The sequence below is a fragment of the Engelhardtia mirabilis genome (assembly GCF_007748095.1).
Lineage (GTDB): Bacteria > Planctomycetota > UBA1135 > UBA1135.
Genome location: NZ_CP036287.1, coordinates 4,488,235 through 4,503,760 on the forward strand (window position 1 = coordinate 4,488,235; position 15,526 = coordinate 4,503,760).

Sequence of the window (15,526 nt, forward strand, 5' to 3'; positions counted from 1 at the left end):
GTAACGGCGGCGCGTGCCCGGGACGAGAAGCCCGCCCGCGGAGCCGAGGATCTGGCGAACGCGAGTACCGCCGGGCGCCGGGTTTTGGTGGGATTCGCGCCCTCCGCCCCTTCCCCATCCAACTGCCATGACTCGCTCCCCCGGAGAGTGCCGCATCGTCGTCTGCGACGAGTTGCACGCCGACGGCATCGCCCGTTTCACCGAACTCGGCTACGAACCCCAGGTCGTCGTCGGCGCCGCGCCGGAGGTGATCCACGCGGCCCTGGCAGAGGCCCACGCGCTGGTCGTGCGCTCGGCCACCAAGGTCACCGCCGAGCTGCTCGACCGGGCTCCCGCGCTCGAGGTCGTCTGCCGCGCCGGGGTCGGGGTCGACAACGTCGACGTGGCCGCGGCCACGGAGCGCGGCGTGGTCGTGATGAACACGCCCACCGGCAACACGGTCACCACCGCCGAGCTGGCCCTGGCGCTGCTCGTCTCCTTGGCCCGCAACGTGCCGGCCGGCGACCGGCGCGTGCGCAGCGGCCAGTGGAACAAGAAGGGCCTGATGGGCACCGAGCTCAGCGGCAAGCGCCTGGGCGTCGTCGGCCTGGGCCGCATCGGCCGCGTGGCCGCCGAGCGCGCCCAGGGTCTGGGCATGGAGGTCATCGCCCACGACCCCTACCTCGAGAAGACCGGCAAGGGCTCGCCGCTGCACGGCGTGGCCCTGGCGAGCCTCGACGAGCTCTTGCAGACCTGTGACTTCGTCACCCTGCACGTGCCCCTGACCGACGAGACGCGCGGCATGATCTCGCGCGAGCGCCTGTTCGCCATGAAGCCCGGCGCGCGGATCATCAACGCGGCGCGCGGCGGCCTGATCGACGAGGTGGCCCTGGTCGAGGCCCTCGACGCGGGGCACCTCGCGGGTGCGGCGCTCGACGTTCTGGCCCAGGAGCCCCCCGGCGCCGACCACCCCCTGGTCGGTCGCGACGACGTGATCGTGACGCCGCACCTGGGTGCCTCGTCCCACGAGGCCCAGCGCGCCGTGGCCCTGGACTCCGCCGACCAGATCGGTGCCTGGTTCGCCGACGGGGTCGCCAACAACGCGGTCAACGCTCCGGCGGGCTCGCCCCAACTGCTGCGTCAGTTGGCGCCCTGGATCGACCTGGTCGAGCGCATGGGCTCGTTCCTCGGCCAGCGCGCGGGCGAGCCGATCAAGAAGCTCGAGGTCACGGTCCACGGCAAGGTGGCCGAGGCCGGCGGGGTCGAGCACCTGCGCCTGGCCCTGCTCGCGAGCCTGCTGCGGCACCAGGGCTTCGACGCCAGCGTCAACGTGGTCAACGCTCCGACCCTGGCCGCGGGCCGCGGCTTGCAGGTGCTCGAGGGCGAGTCGGAGGGCAGCGACGGCTACACCAGCCTGATCCGCGCCCGCGCCTCCTCGCGCGGCGGCGAGGAGTCGCACTTCGTCGCCGGAACCGTCTTCGGCGGCCAGCCCCGCTTCGTGCGCGTCGAGGGCGTCTACGTGGACCTGGCGCCCCAAGGGCACCTCCTGGTCACCCGCCACCGCGACCGGCCCGGGGTGCTCGGGGCCCTGGGCACCAACCTCGGCGCCGCGGGCATCAACGTCCACCGGGCCCAGCTGGGCGCGATCGGCGCGGGCCACGCTTCGGCCTTCCTCAGCATCGACCGCCAGCCCGACGACGAGGTCATGGCGCGCCTCGAAGAGCTCGAGCCGATCGAAGAGATCAGCTACCTGTTCCTCTGATCCCCCTCCACGCGATGACCACCACCTCCCTGTGGATCCCCGGACCGACCGAGGTCCGCCCCGAACTGCTCGCGGAGTGCGCGCGGCCGATGATCGGGCACCGCTTCCCCGAGATGACCGAGCTGCTCGAGCGCATCGATCCGGGCCTGCGCCTGGCCTTCGGTCTGGAAGCGGACTCCAGCGCCCACGTGGCCGTGCACTCGTGCACGGCCTCGGGCCTGATGGAGTCGGTGCTGCGCGGCGTGACCGGGCGCGTGCTGTCCCTGGTCAACGGCTCCTTCTCCAAGCGCTTCGCCGAGGTGGCCGAGTCCCTCGGGCTCGAGGTCGTGCGGCTGCAACGCGAGCTGGGTCAGGCCTTCAGCACCGAAGACGTCGCCGTCGCCCTGCGCGACCAGGGCCCCTTCGAGGTCGTCACGGCCTGCGCCAGCGAGACCGCCACCGGTACGGCGACCCTCCCGTCGCGCATCGCCGCGGCGCTGGTCGAGCACCCGGACACGATGCTCTTCGTGGACTGCGTGACCTGGCTCGCGGGAGCGCCGATCGACCTGGACGCGAACCGCATCGACGCCGCCATCGCGGGGACCCAGAAGGCCCTGGCCCTGCCCCCCGGCCTGGGGTTGATGGCCGTGTCGGACCGCTTCCTCGAGCGCGCCCGCAAGGCGCCACGGCGCGGATGGTTCCTCGATCCGGTCAAGCTGGTCGAATGCCACGCCGCCAAGAAGCCGCCGATGACGCCGACGATCTCGCTGCACTACGCCCTCGCGCGGCAGCTCGAAGAGATCAGCTCCGGCGACCTCGAGGCGCGGCTTTCCGACCGCCCGCACCCCGGCCCGGGTGCGGCGGCCTGGGCCGCGCGCTTCGCCCGCCACGCGCGCATGCGCGACCGCACGATCGCCTGGGCCACCGAGCGCGGTCTGCACCACACCTGCGCCCGGGAGGACGTCTCCCCCACCGTCTCGTCGATCGACGCCGGCGGCCGCGACGTGCCGGCCTTCCTCGCCCACATGCGCGAGGAAGGCTTCCGCATGGGCGGCGGCTACGGCGACCTGAAGCAGACCGCCTTTCGCATCGGCCACATGGGCGACCACACCGAGGCCGAGCTCGAACAGCTGCTCGCCGCCGCTGACCGAGGCCTCGGCAGCACCGCGTGAACCCCACGATCTTGGTTGTCGCGGGTGGCACCCTCGCCGCGTCGTTCGTGTGCAGCCTGCTGGAAGCAGCGCTGTACTCGATCACGCCCGCCAAGATCGAAGTGCTCAGGCAGTCGGGCGGTACGGCGGCCTCGAAGCTGGCCCGGCTGCGCAGCGACGTCGAGGAGCCGATCGCAGCCATCCTGACCATCAACACGATCGCCCACACCCTGGGCGCGGCCTGGTGCGGTGCCCTGGTCGGCGAGGAGTTCGGCAACGCAGCGGTGGGCTTCTTCGCCGCTGTGTTCACAGTGCTGGTCCTGGCCCTGACCGAGATCGTCCCCAAGAGCCTCGGAGTGCGCTATGCCGACCGCCTCGGCCCGCTGATCGTCTGGCCGATCCAGCTGATGATCTGGAGCGTGTGGCCGATCGTGTGGATCGCCAAGCGCGCCATGGCCAGGCTGATCGGCAAGTCGGGTCCGGCGGGGCCGAGCGAGGATGAGCTCCTCGTCATCAGCGGACTGGCGGCCGCACACGGCTCGGTCCGTCCCGAAGAGCACCGCTGGGTCCAGAACGCTCTGCGCCTGGACCAGGTCACCGCCGGCGCTCTGCGCACGCCCCGCACGGTGGTCGAGTCCTTTCCGGCCGATACGCCGATAGCGGAACTGGCCAGCCGGGTCGACGACTGGGTCCACAGCCGCGTGCCGGTCACCGAGAATGGGCAGCCTGACCAGGTGATCGGCATGGTCCTGCGCCGGGAAGTCCTCGATCGCGTCCTGCTCGACTCCGCGACGTCGATGACCCTGCGCGAGCTGACCCGCCCGATCCACTTCGTGCCCGAGGCGATGCCCGCCCACCGACTGCTGAAGCACTTCATCGCCGAGCGCGCGCACATGGTCGCGGTGGTCGACGAGTTCGGCGGGTTCGAGGGGGTCACGACCCTCGAGGATGTGCTCGAGTGCATGCTCGGGGCCGAGATCATCGACGAGCACGACGAAGTCGACAACTACCAGAACCTGGCCCGGGAGAGCGGCGCCGAGCGACTGTCGGGCGACGGGCCCGCCGATTGAGGTCGGGGCCCGGTCAGAGCACGACGACACCTGCGACCAGCGGGCTGGTCGGCAGCGGCAGCGCCGGTCCGCCGGCGGTCGCCACGGCCGTCTGGATGTAGAAGGTGCCACCCAGGGGCATCCCGGTGGTCGGAACCGGCACGATCAGCGCCCCCTCGCCGGACGGCACCGCGACGCTCGCGAAGAGCAGGATGAAGCTGAAGTCACCGCCCAGCTCGAGCTCGATCAGGCCGGAGATCTGACTTGGCAAGTTGTTGATCGAGGCGATCACGAGGATCAGGTCGCCGGGTCCCGCGCCGACCGCCAACTCGGCGCCGCCCCCGATCGAGAAGGCGCCAGTGGGCAGGATCTTCAGCACCGGTGCGGACGGAGCGACGATCTCGATCGAGGCCCCGGCCGATCCCGCTGGACCCACGACGTCGATCGACGTCGTTCCGAGGGGCAGCGCCAAGGGCAGCTGGAATGTCAACTGATCGCCGCAGCCCGAGCCCTGGTACACGGCCGCAAGACCGCCGACGGTCACGCTGGTCACGTCGTCGAGCGAGCAACCCGAGAGGGTCACCTCCGTGCTGCCCTGCCCCACGGTCGGCGCGCTCGCCGGAGTCACCGAGGCGATCTGGGGAGCGAGTCCGCAGGCGCCACCGGGGAGCACGTCGAGGGTGCGATGGACCATGTCGGTCCCCAGCAGCTCGGACCGTCCGTCCCCGTCGAGGTCGGCCAGCTCGAAGGCCGCTAGGGCGCCCGCGCTCGTCTGGGCGCACTGCGGCGCCACGGCCAGTCCGGACAGGCCGAAGGCCACCTCGATCGATTCGTTCTGCTGCGAACCGGTCGAGCCGGTAGAGACCACGTCCAGCTCCGCGTCGCCGTCGAGCAGGCCGAACCTCGTCGCGCGGAAGTTGGTGCTCGAGAAGGTCACGTGGACCACCTGCGAAGTGAGGAAGACCCCACTACCGTCGTTGGGCGCCAACTCGGTGCAGATGTCGATCCCGTCGTCCTCGAGCCACAACAGGTCGAGGTCCCCGTCCCCGTCCGCGTCGCCCAGCTCGACCCAGGCGGTGAAGCCGCCGAAGGTCCCGGGCTGGGTCTCGACTGTGAAGCCGGAGCCGCTCTGATTGCGCAGGATCTTGGTCCCGCCGATGTCCGCGGCCACCACCAGCTCGGGGTAGACGTCACCGTCGATGGAGCCCGCCACCAGGTTGCGAACCTCGCCCCCGACGTCGTACTGGAACAACGCTCCCAGCGAACCGTCCCCGTCCCCGAGGCGAACGCCGACGAAGCCGCCCGCCCGATGGCCGACGGCCACGTCCAGGTCGCCGTCCCGATCGAGGTCGGCCAGGGTCACGGCCGCGGGCTCGTGGCTACCCGGTGCGAGTCCCGTCGCCCAAGTCTCTCCGGCAGTGAACAGACCGCCGGTCGGCTTGCCGAGCAGGAGGGTGACGCCGATCGAGCCGCGGCAGGCCACGGCGATGTCGAGGCGCCCGTCGCCGTTCAGGTCGCCCAGAGTCACGGCCACCGGTTCGGCCGCAGTGGCGTGGGTCACCGCTGGCGCGAAGCCCCCGCCGGACAGACCGTAGAGGATCGCCACTTGCGCGAGGTTGGGCAGCGTCACGACGACGTCGACGACTCCGTCGAGATCCAGGTCACCGACCGCAAGGCCGGCGGGCTTACCAGGCAGGGCGAAGCTCTCGGCTGGCCCGAAGACCTGGGCCTGGGCGGACGGCAGCGGCCCTGCCACGGCAACCAGAGCGAGCAGCCAGCGCACCAGGCGAGAGCGGAGATCGAGCAAGGCGGTCATCAGTGAGGCTCCTAGGGTCGGACGTCGCGGTCTATCCTAGGGCGCGCGCCAAGCTTCGACGCGTCGCGAGCAGTAGTGTCCTGGATCAGAAGTTCGGCGTCACTTCCCGGGCTCCGATCGCCGCTGGCGTCGCCAGCGCCTCCTCCGAGTATCGCAGCGGATAAGCGTCGTCGGCGCGCCTAGCCAGCATCGATCGGACCTCCGGGTAGTGACGCCGAATTTCTGATCCAGGACACTAACGGATACCATACGACGCTGGCGCGCCCCCCCACCGCAGGGGTCGAATTGATCATGCCGACCCCGATTCGAATCCGACTGCGCCTGCTGCGCGCCTGCGCCCTCGTCCTGGTCTCGGCCTGCGCTGGTGGCGAGCCGCCGAACGGCCCCCGCGCCCAGGCTCCGCCTTCGATCCTGCTGATCTCGATCGACACCCTGCGCGCGGATCGCGTCGGCTGCTACGGCTACGGGCGCGACACCACGCCGTTCCTCGATCGCCTCGCGCAGGACTCGATCCTTTACGAGCACGTGCAGTCCCCCGCTCCGTACACCCTCATCTCGCACATGACCATGTTGACGGGTCTGCACCCGCGTCAACACGGGGTGCTGCGTGAGGGCCTGGCCCTGGCGCCGACCTTCCCGACCCTGGCCGAGCGCCTCCACGAGCGGGGCTACCAGACCGCGGCGCTGTTCTTCCCGGGCTGGATCGACGACCGCTTCGGCTTCGACCGCGGCTTCGACCTGTTCGAAGCGCACTCGGACGCCGAGCACGCGGGCGAGCACTTCGACGAGTGGCTGGATCAGGTCGATCCCGAGCGCCCGTACTTCCTGTTCCTGCACCTGTTCGACGTGCACTCCGGACCCCTCAACGGGGGCACGGCGCCGCTCTACGACTCGCCAGCGCCCTTCGATCGCCTGTTCCTGGCCGATGCCCCCGAGCGCCTGGCGGGTCTCGACCGCCGGGACATCTGGACCACGCCAGGCCTCTTGGACCAGGCGCAGATCGAGGCCGTCGGGGCCATGTACGACGGCGGGATTCGCTACGTGGATTCGAAACTGGAGGCCTGGTTGGGCCAGCTCGACGGGCGCGGCCTGCTCGAGGAGACCCTGGTCGTCGTCACCTCCGACCACGGTGAATCCCTTGCCCTTCGCGACGGTCAGATGAGCGGCCACGGCGGCGTCTTCCAGGACGGCCTGCACGTTCCACTGCTGCTGCGCCTGCCGGGCGGTGAGCGGGGCGGCACCAGGGTCACCGACACTGCTGGTCTGGTGGACCTGGCCCCGACCATCCTTGCGGCGGTGGGCCTGGACTTCGACGAGGGCCTCCCCGGCAGGTCGCTGCTCGAGGCCGAGTCGGGGGCGGCGTCCGTCTACAACGCGCAGCACGCAGGCCTCGACGTGCTGGTCCAGTGGCCCTGGAAGTTGGTGGTGGCGGACGAGGCCGACGCCGCGTTCAACCTCGATCTGGACCCGGGCGAAGTCGCGCCGATCTTCAGCGTCCTCACCATGAACCTGGAGCAGCGACTGGAGGACGCCTACCAGAGCGGGCTGGGAACCTCCCCTGCGAGCCTCTCGCCGATCGCCGGCGCCGACGCGAGCTCGGACGAGCTCGAGAAGCTGCACCTGCTGGGCTACCTCGACGAGTAGGCCGCCTCCGGCCGGCGCAAGTGGAACCAGCCGTACTCCATGGCCCCCACTCGATAGGCCAGCCAGATCCGCACCAAGGTCAGAGCGAAGACGCGGTTCGAGCTGCGCCCGTGGACCAGGAAACGGCGCAGCTCGTGGTCCGTCGCGAGGCCCGCGAGGGTGCGCTGAAGACAGATCGACCAGGTCCGTAGCACCTTCGCGCTGAGGTCCTCGTAGCTCAGCACGTCGAGCCCGGCCGCCCGCGCCAGATCGCCGTAGGCCTGCGCCGAACCCATGCTCGGCAGACGCCCCTCGCGGCAGATCGGCTCGAGCAGGTGTCGACGCCGCCAGGCACTCGGCCGCTCCTGGGTGAGCCAAGCGGTGACCAGAGCCTGGCCGCCCGGTCGCAGGACGCGGTGCAGCTCGCGGAAGAAGCGCGCCTTGTCCGGGACGTGCCCGATGCACTCGAGGGAGACGAGCCGCTCGAAGGAAGCGTCCGCGAAGTCGTTCTCGAGCCAGTCGGCGAGCAGGAAGCGAGGCGGGACGGTAGCCGACGGAACGGGCCGCGCGCGAGCGCGCTCGACCTGCTCCGGAGTGATGGTCAGGCCGGTCACCCGCTGCCCGTAGTGCTCCGCCAGGAGCCAGCTCGTCCCGCCGTAGCCGCAGCCGACGTCGCACAGCTCCATGCCCGGCCGCAACTCCAGGGTGCGGGCGACCCGATGCACCAGCGACTCGATCGCCTCCTGTACCAACTCGCGCCCGCTCTCCCACAGGCCGTGGTGCAGGTGCTCGCCCCACAGGCGCCGGTAGGCCTCGTCGAGCTCGCCGTAGTGGGCGGCGATGTCCTTGCGACTGGCGGGACTGTCGATGGTGATCCAGGTGGACATGGACTGCGCGGGCGACCTGGCGTCCGCGGGTCGTGAAGCTACCGAGGATCCCCCTCCGGGCGGGAAGACAGAGTCCACGGGATCGGCAGGCCGCGTCCGAGGAACGACGACCCAGGGCTCCCGAGGACCCGAGCGCGCACGACCGCAGATGGCTTGGCTCGGCCGCGGCGACCCCGTGCCGCCGCCAACGACTGTCTCGGCGCTGGTGGCCCGGACCAGGCGTGCTCGGCAGGTCGTCTATCCGGCCCAGCGGTCACGCTCCGGCGCAGCAGTGCCCGTGCGGCGCTCTCGCCCTGGCGCGCAGTGACTGCCGGATCTGGCCGATGCGGCGGACAATCGGCGCCACGACCAATCAGTCGATAGCTGACGCGTCCCCGCCGACCTCCTCACGCCACTCCTTGATGCGCTGGTAGACCTTGGCGCGCGAGATGCCGAGCAGGCGCGCCGCCTCGCGCTTGTCGCCGCCGGTCTGGGCCACGGCGCGCTCGATGGCGGCGCGCTCGATCTCTGCCATGGTCGGGATCGGACCGGTCGCAGGGATGACCGCAGCGCCCAGGGTCGGCTCCCCCACCAGCGACGGATCGTCGATCTCGCCCTCGCTCAGGACGCACAGGCGCCGCACTTCATTGCGCAGTTCACGCACGTTGCCCGGCCAGGGGCGGCGCGTGAGGCGCTCCAGGACTGCGGAGGAGACGTGACGGCGCTCGCCCGTGCTGGCGGCCAAGAGCGTCAGGAAGTGCTCGACGAGCTCGGGGATGTCCTCGGCGCGCTCGGCCAGGGAGGGCAGCCGCACCTCGATCCCGCCAATGCGGTAGTAGAGGTCCTGTCGGAAGCTCCCGGCGCCCACCGCGGCCTCCAGGTCCCGGTGCGTCGCCGTGACGAGGCGGAAGTCGACGCTGCGCTCGTCCCCGTCGCCCAGGCGCCTGACCCGGCGGGTCTCGAGCACGCGCAGGAGCTTGGCCTGGAGCTCGAGGGGCATCTCGCCGATCTCGTCCAGGAACAGCGTGCCACCGTGCGCGCGCTCGAACAGGCCGGCGCGGTCGGTATCCGCGCCGGTGAACGCGCCACGGCGGTAGCCGAACAGCTCCGACTCGATCAGCGACGCCGGCAGGGCAGCGACGTTCTCGCTGACGAAGGCGGCGGCGTGGCGCTCGGACTGCTCGTGGACTGCGCGAGCCGCCAACTCCTTGCCCGTCCCACTCTCGCCGCGCAGCAGCACCGGCATCCCGCTGGGTGCTGCCTTGGAGATCAGCGCCCGCACCGTCTCGATCGACTTCGAGCTGCCCACGAGCCCGCTTCCGGGCGACTCGAGGCCACGGTCCTGCAAGGCCTTGCGCGCGGCCTCCAGGTCGCGCTCCTGCCTCACGACACGCTCGGAGAGTCGCTTGTTCAGGTCGTGGATCTGCTCGCGCCGACGCAGTTGCCCGACCGCGAGGGCGGCCTGGTCCGCCAACAGCCCGAGCAGTCGCTCGGCCCGCGGACCGAAGGCGCCCGTCCGCAGGCGATGGTCGACGACCACCACGCCGCGCAGGTCCTCGGTGGCCCGGAAGGGCGCGCACAGGATCGAGCGCAGCTCGTGCTCGACGATCGACGGCGCGCGGCCGCGCTCGGGATCGTCGGCGGCGTTGGACACGTTGAGGGTCTTCATGCTCGCCAGGGCCTCGCCCACGATCGAGGTGCTGACCGAAACGTCGCTGGCGGCCACGTCACCCCTCGCGAACTCCGTGGCCGCGTCGAGGCGCAGCTGCCCGCCTTCCTCGAGCACCAGGAAGCCGCGCTCGGCGCCGGTCACCTGGCAGGCGCTATCGACGATCTCCGTCAACAGGCCGTCGAGGTCCTCCTGACCCGCGAGCCGGTGGTTCAACGCGAGCAGTTGCATGATCTCCATTTCGAGTTCCTCGTCGTCGGTGGCCGAGCCGCTGCGCTCATCGAGATCGCGGGGGCGGGGGTCTGGAAGGTTCAACAGGGTCCGGCGCAGGGCAAAACGCTCGCGCTGCGAGAGTCCCACGGCGCAACGCTCGAGGTGATCGCGGGCCTGGGACGCGGCCTCTTCCGCAAGCTCTGGGTCGTCGCTACGTGCCGCGACTGCGAGCCAGGCGCGCGCCGCTCGATCGTCACGGCCGCGGGATGCCAGCTGGCGGGCCAAGTTGGCGAGGGTCGCGACGTCGCCGGCGACCAGGGCGTTCCACAGGGTCAAGTCCTCGGCCAGAAGGCCCGTGGCCCGGTCGTCGCTCTCGACGCCGTCGGTCACGGCGGCCTCGCCCTCGAGCACTCGAGCGAGGAAGCGGGCCTCGGCCTCGACCGGCACCTGGTCGAGACGGCGCGCCAACTCGGCCCCCCTGCCCACGAAGGCGCGAGCCTCGGCCGTGTGCCCACGCAACGCAGCGGCGCGGCCCTGATCGAGGAACACTCGCGGATCCACCGCCGCCTCCCCCGAGAGTTCGCTGGAGCCCAAGGGGTCGCGGCCGATTCGAGCCCGCTGCAGGTCGCTGCGAGCCAAGAGCAGCGGCGCGCTGAGTCGACGTTGTCCCGCAGACAGGCCTTCGACCGCGCGCTCCAGGTCGGCGATGGCGGCGCCGGCGTGCCCCCGTTCCGCGGTGAGCAGCGCGAAGAGTCCGCGCAGGGTCGCGGCACCGGCCTCGTCCCCCAAGCGCTCTCGCACCGCCAGGGCGCGCGCCAATTCGGGCTCCGCCGCCATCAGGTCGCCACCCTCGCGCAGCGCGCCGCCGAGTTGACCGCGGGCGTTGGCCTCATTCGCGATCCGGCCGGCACTACGCAGCGCCGCGGCCGCACTGGCGAAGAGCGCGATCGAGCGCCCGTGGCTGCCCGTGCGGCGCTCGATCGTCGCCAGGTTCATGGAGAGCGTCCCGACCGCCGCGTCGTCACCCCGCGCGCAGGCCTCGGCCAGCCATTGGTCGAGTTCGGAACGCGCCGCGTCGACCTGTCCGCGCCGACCGCGCGCCACCGCGCGCAGGCGACCGAGGTCGCACCAGGTCCGCCAGGCCGTCCGGTCGCCGGTGCCGTCGTCGAAACGCTGAAGCCTGTCGACCCGCTCGATCAGGGCCGCATCCTCGCCGCGCGCGAACTCCATCTGGACGCGCCCCAACTCGGCCTCCAGGCGCACGCCTGGATCCAGCTCGACCGCCCGATCGAAGTGCGCCGAAGCGCGCGGTTCGTCGTGCACGATGCGCGCGATCTGCGCCCGCGCCAGTTCGCCGCGAGCCTGCCCCGGGGCATCCGACGGCCTGTAGGCGCCCAGGGCATCCGCGGCCTGACGCGCGTCACCCAACTGCGCCCAGCACAGGGCCCGCTCCACCGCCAAGTCGGCCGGCGCGTCGTCCCCCGCCAGACTCTCCAGGACGTGAAGCCCCGCCAGGGCGAACTCCGGCGAGCCCGAGTCGCGCAACTCGTGCAGCTGCTCGTGCCACTCGGCCAGCAGGACGTCGTCCTGTCCAACCGATCGCGCCAGCCAGCGCAGGTGCCAGGTGGCCGCGCGCGACGCTCCCTGGCTGTCGAGCACGTCGCTCCAGCGGCGGGCGATCATCTGCCGTCGACCCCGATCGAGGAGCCCGATCGCGTCGACGTCCCTGACCAACGCCACTTCGCCCCCCTCCCAGCGCACCCAGCGACTCGAACTCAAGTGCGCCAGCCGGGTCGCGACCGTGGACAGCGCTGCTCCCACGACCTGCGCGAGCGCGTCGAGTCGACAACTACCCGGCACCATGGCCAGGGCCAAGAGGATCTCGCGCAGCCCCTCCTCCGCAGGCGGGTCGAGGTCTGTCTCCGACCAGCGCGCCAGGTCGGGCAGGGGTCCAGGTCGCAAGCGCCAACGGTCGCCGCCATCCACGATCCAACCCTCGTGCTGCGCGCGGCGCAGGAGCCGCTCGATTGCGGCGGGCGCGCCCTTCGAAGCGCGCACCAGCTGGTCGGCCAGGCGCTCGAGTCGTTCTTGTGAGCCGGCGTCCAGCAGGTCGTCGAGATGCTCGGCGAGCTCGCGAGCACGCACGGCCGGTGCGTGCTCCACGCGCCATCCGCTGGCCCCCTGTCCGAGGGCTGTGCCGACCACGAGCAGCCGCGCGTCGCCGCCGGACTGCTTCCTGGATCGTGCGAGACGGTCCACGGCCGCTGCGGCCAAGGCACTCGGCTCGTCCATGCTGACCGCGAGCCAGCGTCGACCCAGATCGCTCGCGTGTCCGGCGGCCCAGTGGTCCATGGCCGCGCCGTTCCCGAGTGCCGCCAGCTCGCCGGACAACTCGAGCGCGTCGAGCTCGATGCCGGCGATCGTCGCGCGCAGCCGGAGGGCCTCGAGCACCGCGCGCGGGTCGTCGCCCGCGGGCAGGGCAATGGCCAGGGCCTCGTGCGGCGCGGGCTCGAAGCCGTCGACGATCCAACGCAGGAAGGCCTCGCGGCCGAGGCTCGTCGGAACCCGCAGGGGCGCAAGAATGGACGCGCCCGCTTCGAGGCCGAGCCGCGTGCGCAGCGCCCTTCCGACGGCGGCCGCGCCCGCCGGCCGCGCCTCCGGGCGCCGGGCCACCAGGGCTTCGACGGTCTCGCGAGCCCAATCGGGCAGGTCGTCGACGCTCGTCCCGGACGCTTCGAGGAACGGTCGCGACGGGAACTGCGAGTAGAACTCGCGCGCGGTGCGCCGCGCGGGCACCAACAGCTCGTGGGCCAGGGCACCCAGGGCGAAGAGGTCGGCCGCGGGCGAGGGAGGCGAGCCGGCCAGGCGCTCGGGAGCGATGGCGTAGAGGGTCCCCGTTGCAGCGACGCCGGCGCGCTCCGCGTCGATCGCGCCGGACAGGCCGAAGTCCACCAGCACCGGCCGATCGCCAGCGGTGACCAGCACGTTGACCGCGCTCAGGTCGCCGTGGGCGAAGCCCGCCCGGTGCAGGGCCTCCAGACCGTCGGTGAGGTCCGCCAGGAGGCGACCGATGGCCTCCGGTGTCCGCCCGCTCGCCCACTGCTCCAGGGGGATGCCATCGATCCACTCCCGCGCCAGGAAGGTGCGGCCGTCTTCGAGTCGGCCGTGGTCGACCAGGCGGGCCGTGCCCTCGAGCCGCAGGGTCGAGAGCACCTCCAACTCGGCGGCCGCCTCGGCCAGCGAGGAGTCCGAGACCAGCCTCAACGCCACCTCGTCAGAGCCTCGTCGCGCCCGCCAGACCTCGGCTCCGTCGCGGCGCGCCATGGGCTCCACAGCCGTGTAGCCCGCCGGCCATGCGGCTTCGGTCGGCTGCTCGCGGGACGGATCGGGTTGGTGGGAGTCGGGGGCCATGGGGGGCGGATCGGCGGTGGCGGGGGTCTGGATTCTGGACTCCGGTCCAGGTGTTGGACCCTGCCGGTAGGTCCAAAACTCTTACGGCAGGAACGGGGGATCGCTGGCGGCCAATCACCCCGCTGGGTCGCTGATGGGGTAGACCAAGAGAGCGGCACGCAGATTGCGTGCCATGGAGGATCGCGACCGCCTCCCGCAGGTCGCGCGACCCAAGGACCCAACACAATGCGACTCTCATTCGCCGCCCTCGCCCTGCTCACGACGACCGCCGCCGCCGACTGGACCCTGTTCCAGGCGCCCGCGGGTGGTGTGGGAGCAGTCATCGGGGTCGACGATCAGGGGGCGATCGCCGCCGCGCCGGAACTCGCCGACGTGGCCCTGATCGCACTCGACTTCGTCGGCCGTACCCGAATCGAGCGCTTCGCCGCCGACCGGCCGCGCCACGAGCCCCTGCCGGGGGGAGCCAACCGGCTGGTCCTGCCCCAGGGCCATGGCTCGCTCTACGCCTACCGCGGTGGCGCGGGCGCCCAGACCCACTTCGGCCTGTTCCGGGTCACGCCGACGGGCGCACCGCAGCTGCTCCTGGACCTGCCCGGGATCGGTGCGACCGGCGATGCGCCGCCCTTCTCGCCCCGCATCGCCTGCGCCCCCGACGGCACGGCGATCCTGATCGCGACCGAGGTCGGCGCCGGCGGTGACCTGCTCGAGATCGACCTGCTCACAGCCGTCGCCGAGAACCGCAGTGCTTCGCTCGCGCCGATGGACTTCGAGCTGGAGGGGCTAGCCCTCTTCTCGACCTGGGGCGTGGCCCTCGATGCCGGTGGAGCCAATCGCTTCCAACGCGCGCCCGGCGCCCAACTCCAAACGGTGGCGGTGGAGGGCGCCACGCCTGCGTGGTTCGGCGGTCAGGTGGTCGGTTCCGGTGACGGATCGACCGCTGGAGTGCTCGCCGGCGACGGGCCCGATGCGGCGCGCGTCGCGACGTTCGGAGCAATCGGCACGGCCAAGCTGGCGTCGATGCCGGCCCAAGCCCTCGACGGAGCAGGCTTCCTGCCCGAGGCCGCGGACGGACCGTGGCTGGTGCTGTCCAGCGACGGCACGCGGGTCGGCTACAGGACTCGCGAACCCAAGCTCGGCGGCGGCCTCACCCGCGAGGTGTGGATGGCCGAGACGGTCAGCGGTGCGACCGCTGGGCACCTGACTTCGGACGGCAACTTCCTCGACACGATCGACGAGGTGGGCCTGCTGCGCTTCGTTCCGGGCGCGGGCCTGATGTTCGGCGCGGGCGAGCGCAACAACACGGTCCCTGCGGGACTGGACAACGTCGACCTGTACCTCGCACAGACGGCCGCCGGGGGCACCACGACGATCGTCAACCTGACCCTCAGCTCGGGCGACGCCGTGGCGCCGTTCCTGACTCCGGCGACGCTCAGCCCGGAGGACGGGCTGTATCGCCTCCCGGGCACCGACTCGATCGTGCTGCACGATGGCAACGGCGGCGGTGGCCGGCTGCTGGCCAGTGTGCCGCCGTCGACGGGCACCATCACGCTCCTCGCCGACGTCAAGTCCCTGGATGCCGCCACTTGGACGGGCGACCGGTTGGTGCTCTCGGTCCGCCGCGACCTGAAGCCCAAGCTCGAGCAGCTCGTCAGCGTCGCGCCCGCCAACGGATTGGCAACCCTCGCGACCCTGCCAGAAGGCACGAGCCTGCTCGGCCTCTCCTCCGCCCCCGACGGCTCCGTCGGAGCGATCATCGACCTGGGCCTGTCCCAGTGGGTCGCCCGGGTGAACCCGGCCGCCGGCACCGGCGCCCTCTTGACTCCCATTCCCGCGTCCTGGCTGCCCGTGATCGGCTGGACATCGAACTCGGACCTGCGCGTTTCCCTCGCACCATCGTTCCTGCCTGGCGTGCACGTCGAGTGGAGCGTCGCGGGAGCGATCGGCATCGCGCCGTCGCCCGCGATCGCAGGGCAGCTCCTGCCCGCGCTGTAGGGATCGGTCCGGGGCC

The 15,526-nt window shown here is 71.7% G+C and carries 8 protein-coding genes; 5 read left to right on the forward strand and 3 right to left on the reverse strand.

Translation table 11 applies throughout. The features are described 5' to 3' along the window. Window positions 1-127: 127 nt before the first annotated feature. The 3 genes from serA to Pla133_RS16630 are packed head-to-tail and all read left to right on the forward strand — an operon-like array spanning window position 128 to window position 3,941. Window positions 128-1,741 (forward strand): phosphoglycerate dehydrogenase, encoded by a 1,614-nt coding sequence (serA, locus tag Pla133_RS16620; RefSeq protein WP_145067238.1) that lies wholly within the window; start codon window positions 128-130, stop codon window positions 1,739-1,741. Window positions 1,742-1,755: 14 nt separating this feature from the next. Continuing rightward, complete coding sequence (locus tag Pla133_RS16625) at window positions 1,756-2,892, forward strand: pyridoxal-phosphate-dependent aminotransferase family protein (RefSeq protein WP_145067240.1); 1,137 nt, start codon at window positions 1,756-1,758, stop codon at window positions 2,890-2,892. Continuing rightward, window positions 2,889-3,941, forward strand: coding sequence for a CNNM domain-containing protein (locus Pla133_RS16630; protein WP_145067242.1), 1,053 nt, complete (start codon window positions 2,889-2,891; stop codon window positions 3,939-3,941). Before Pla133_RS16625 ends, Pla133_RS16630 begins: the two co-directional genes overlap by 4 nt. 13 nt (window positions 3,942-3,954) lie before the next feature. On the opposite strand, the gene Pla133_RS16635 is transcribed toward Pla133_RS16630, so the two are convergent. Continuing rightward, window positions 3,955-5,736 (reverse strand): FG-GAP repeat domain-containing protein, encoded by a 1,782-nt coding sequence (locus Pla133_RS16635; protein WP_145067244.1) that lies wholly within the window; start codon window positions 5,734-5,736, stop codon window positions 3,955-3,957. A 291-nt stretch (window positions 5,737-6,027) separates the two neighbouring features. Between Pla133_RS16635 and Pla133_RS16640 the strand changes: the two genes are divergently transcribed. Beyond that, window positions 6,028-7,380 (forward strand): sulfatase, encoded by a 1,353-nt coding sequence (locus Pla133_RS16640; protein ID WP_145067247.1) that lies wholly within the window; start codon window positions 6,028-6,030, stop codon window positions 7,378-7,380. Here the strand turns inward: Pla133_RS16640 and Pla133_RS16645 are convergent. Next, window positions 7,365-8,246, reverse strand: a complete 882-nt coding sequence (locus Pla133_RS16645; protein WP_145067249.1) for an SAM-dependent methyltransferase — start codon at window positions 8,244-8,246, stop codon at window positions 7,365-7,367. The two genes, Pla133_RS16640 and Pla133_RS16645, sit on opposite strands and share 16 nt — an antisense overlap. 352 nt (window positions 8,247-8,598) lie before the next feature. Next, window positions 8,599-13,518, reverse strand: coding sequence for a sigma 54-interacting transcriptional regulator (locus Pla133_RS16650; protein ID WP_145067251.1), 4,920 nt, complete (start codon window positions 13,516-13,518; stop codon window positions 8,599-8,601). Between the two features lie 225 nt (window positions 13,519-13,743). On the opposite strand from Pla133_RS16650, the gene Pla133_RS16655 reads away from it, so the two are divergent. After that, window positions 13,744-15,510, forward strand: coding sequence for a hypothetical protein (locus Pla133_RS16655; RefSeq protein WP_145067253.1), 1,767 nt, complete (start codon window positions 13,744-13,746; stop codon window positions 15,508-15,510). The last annotated feature ends 16 nt before the right edge of the window (window positions 15,511-15,526 follow it).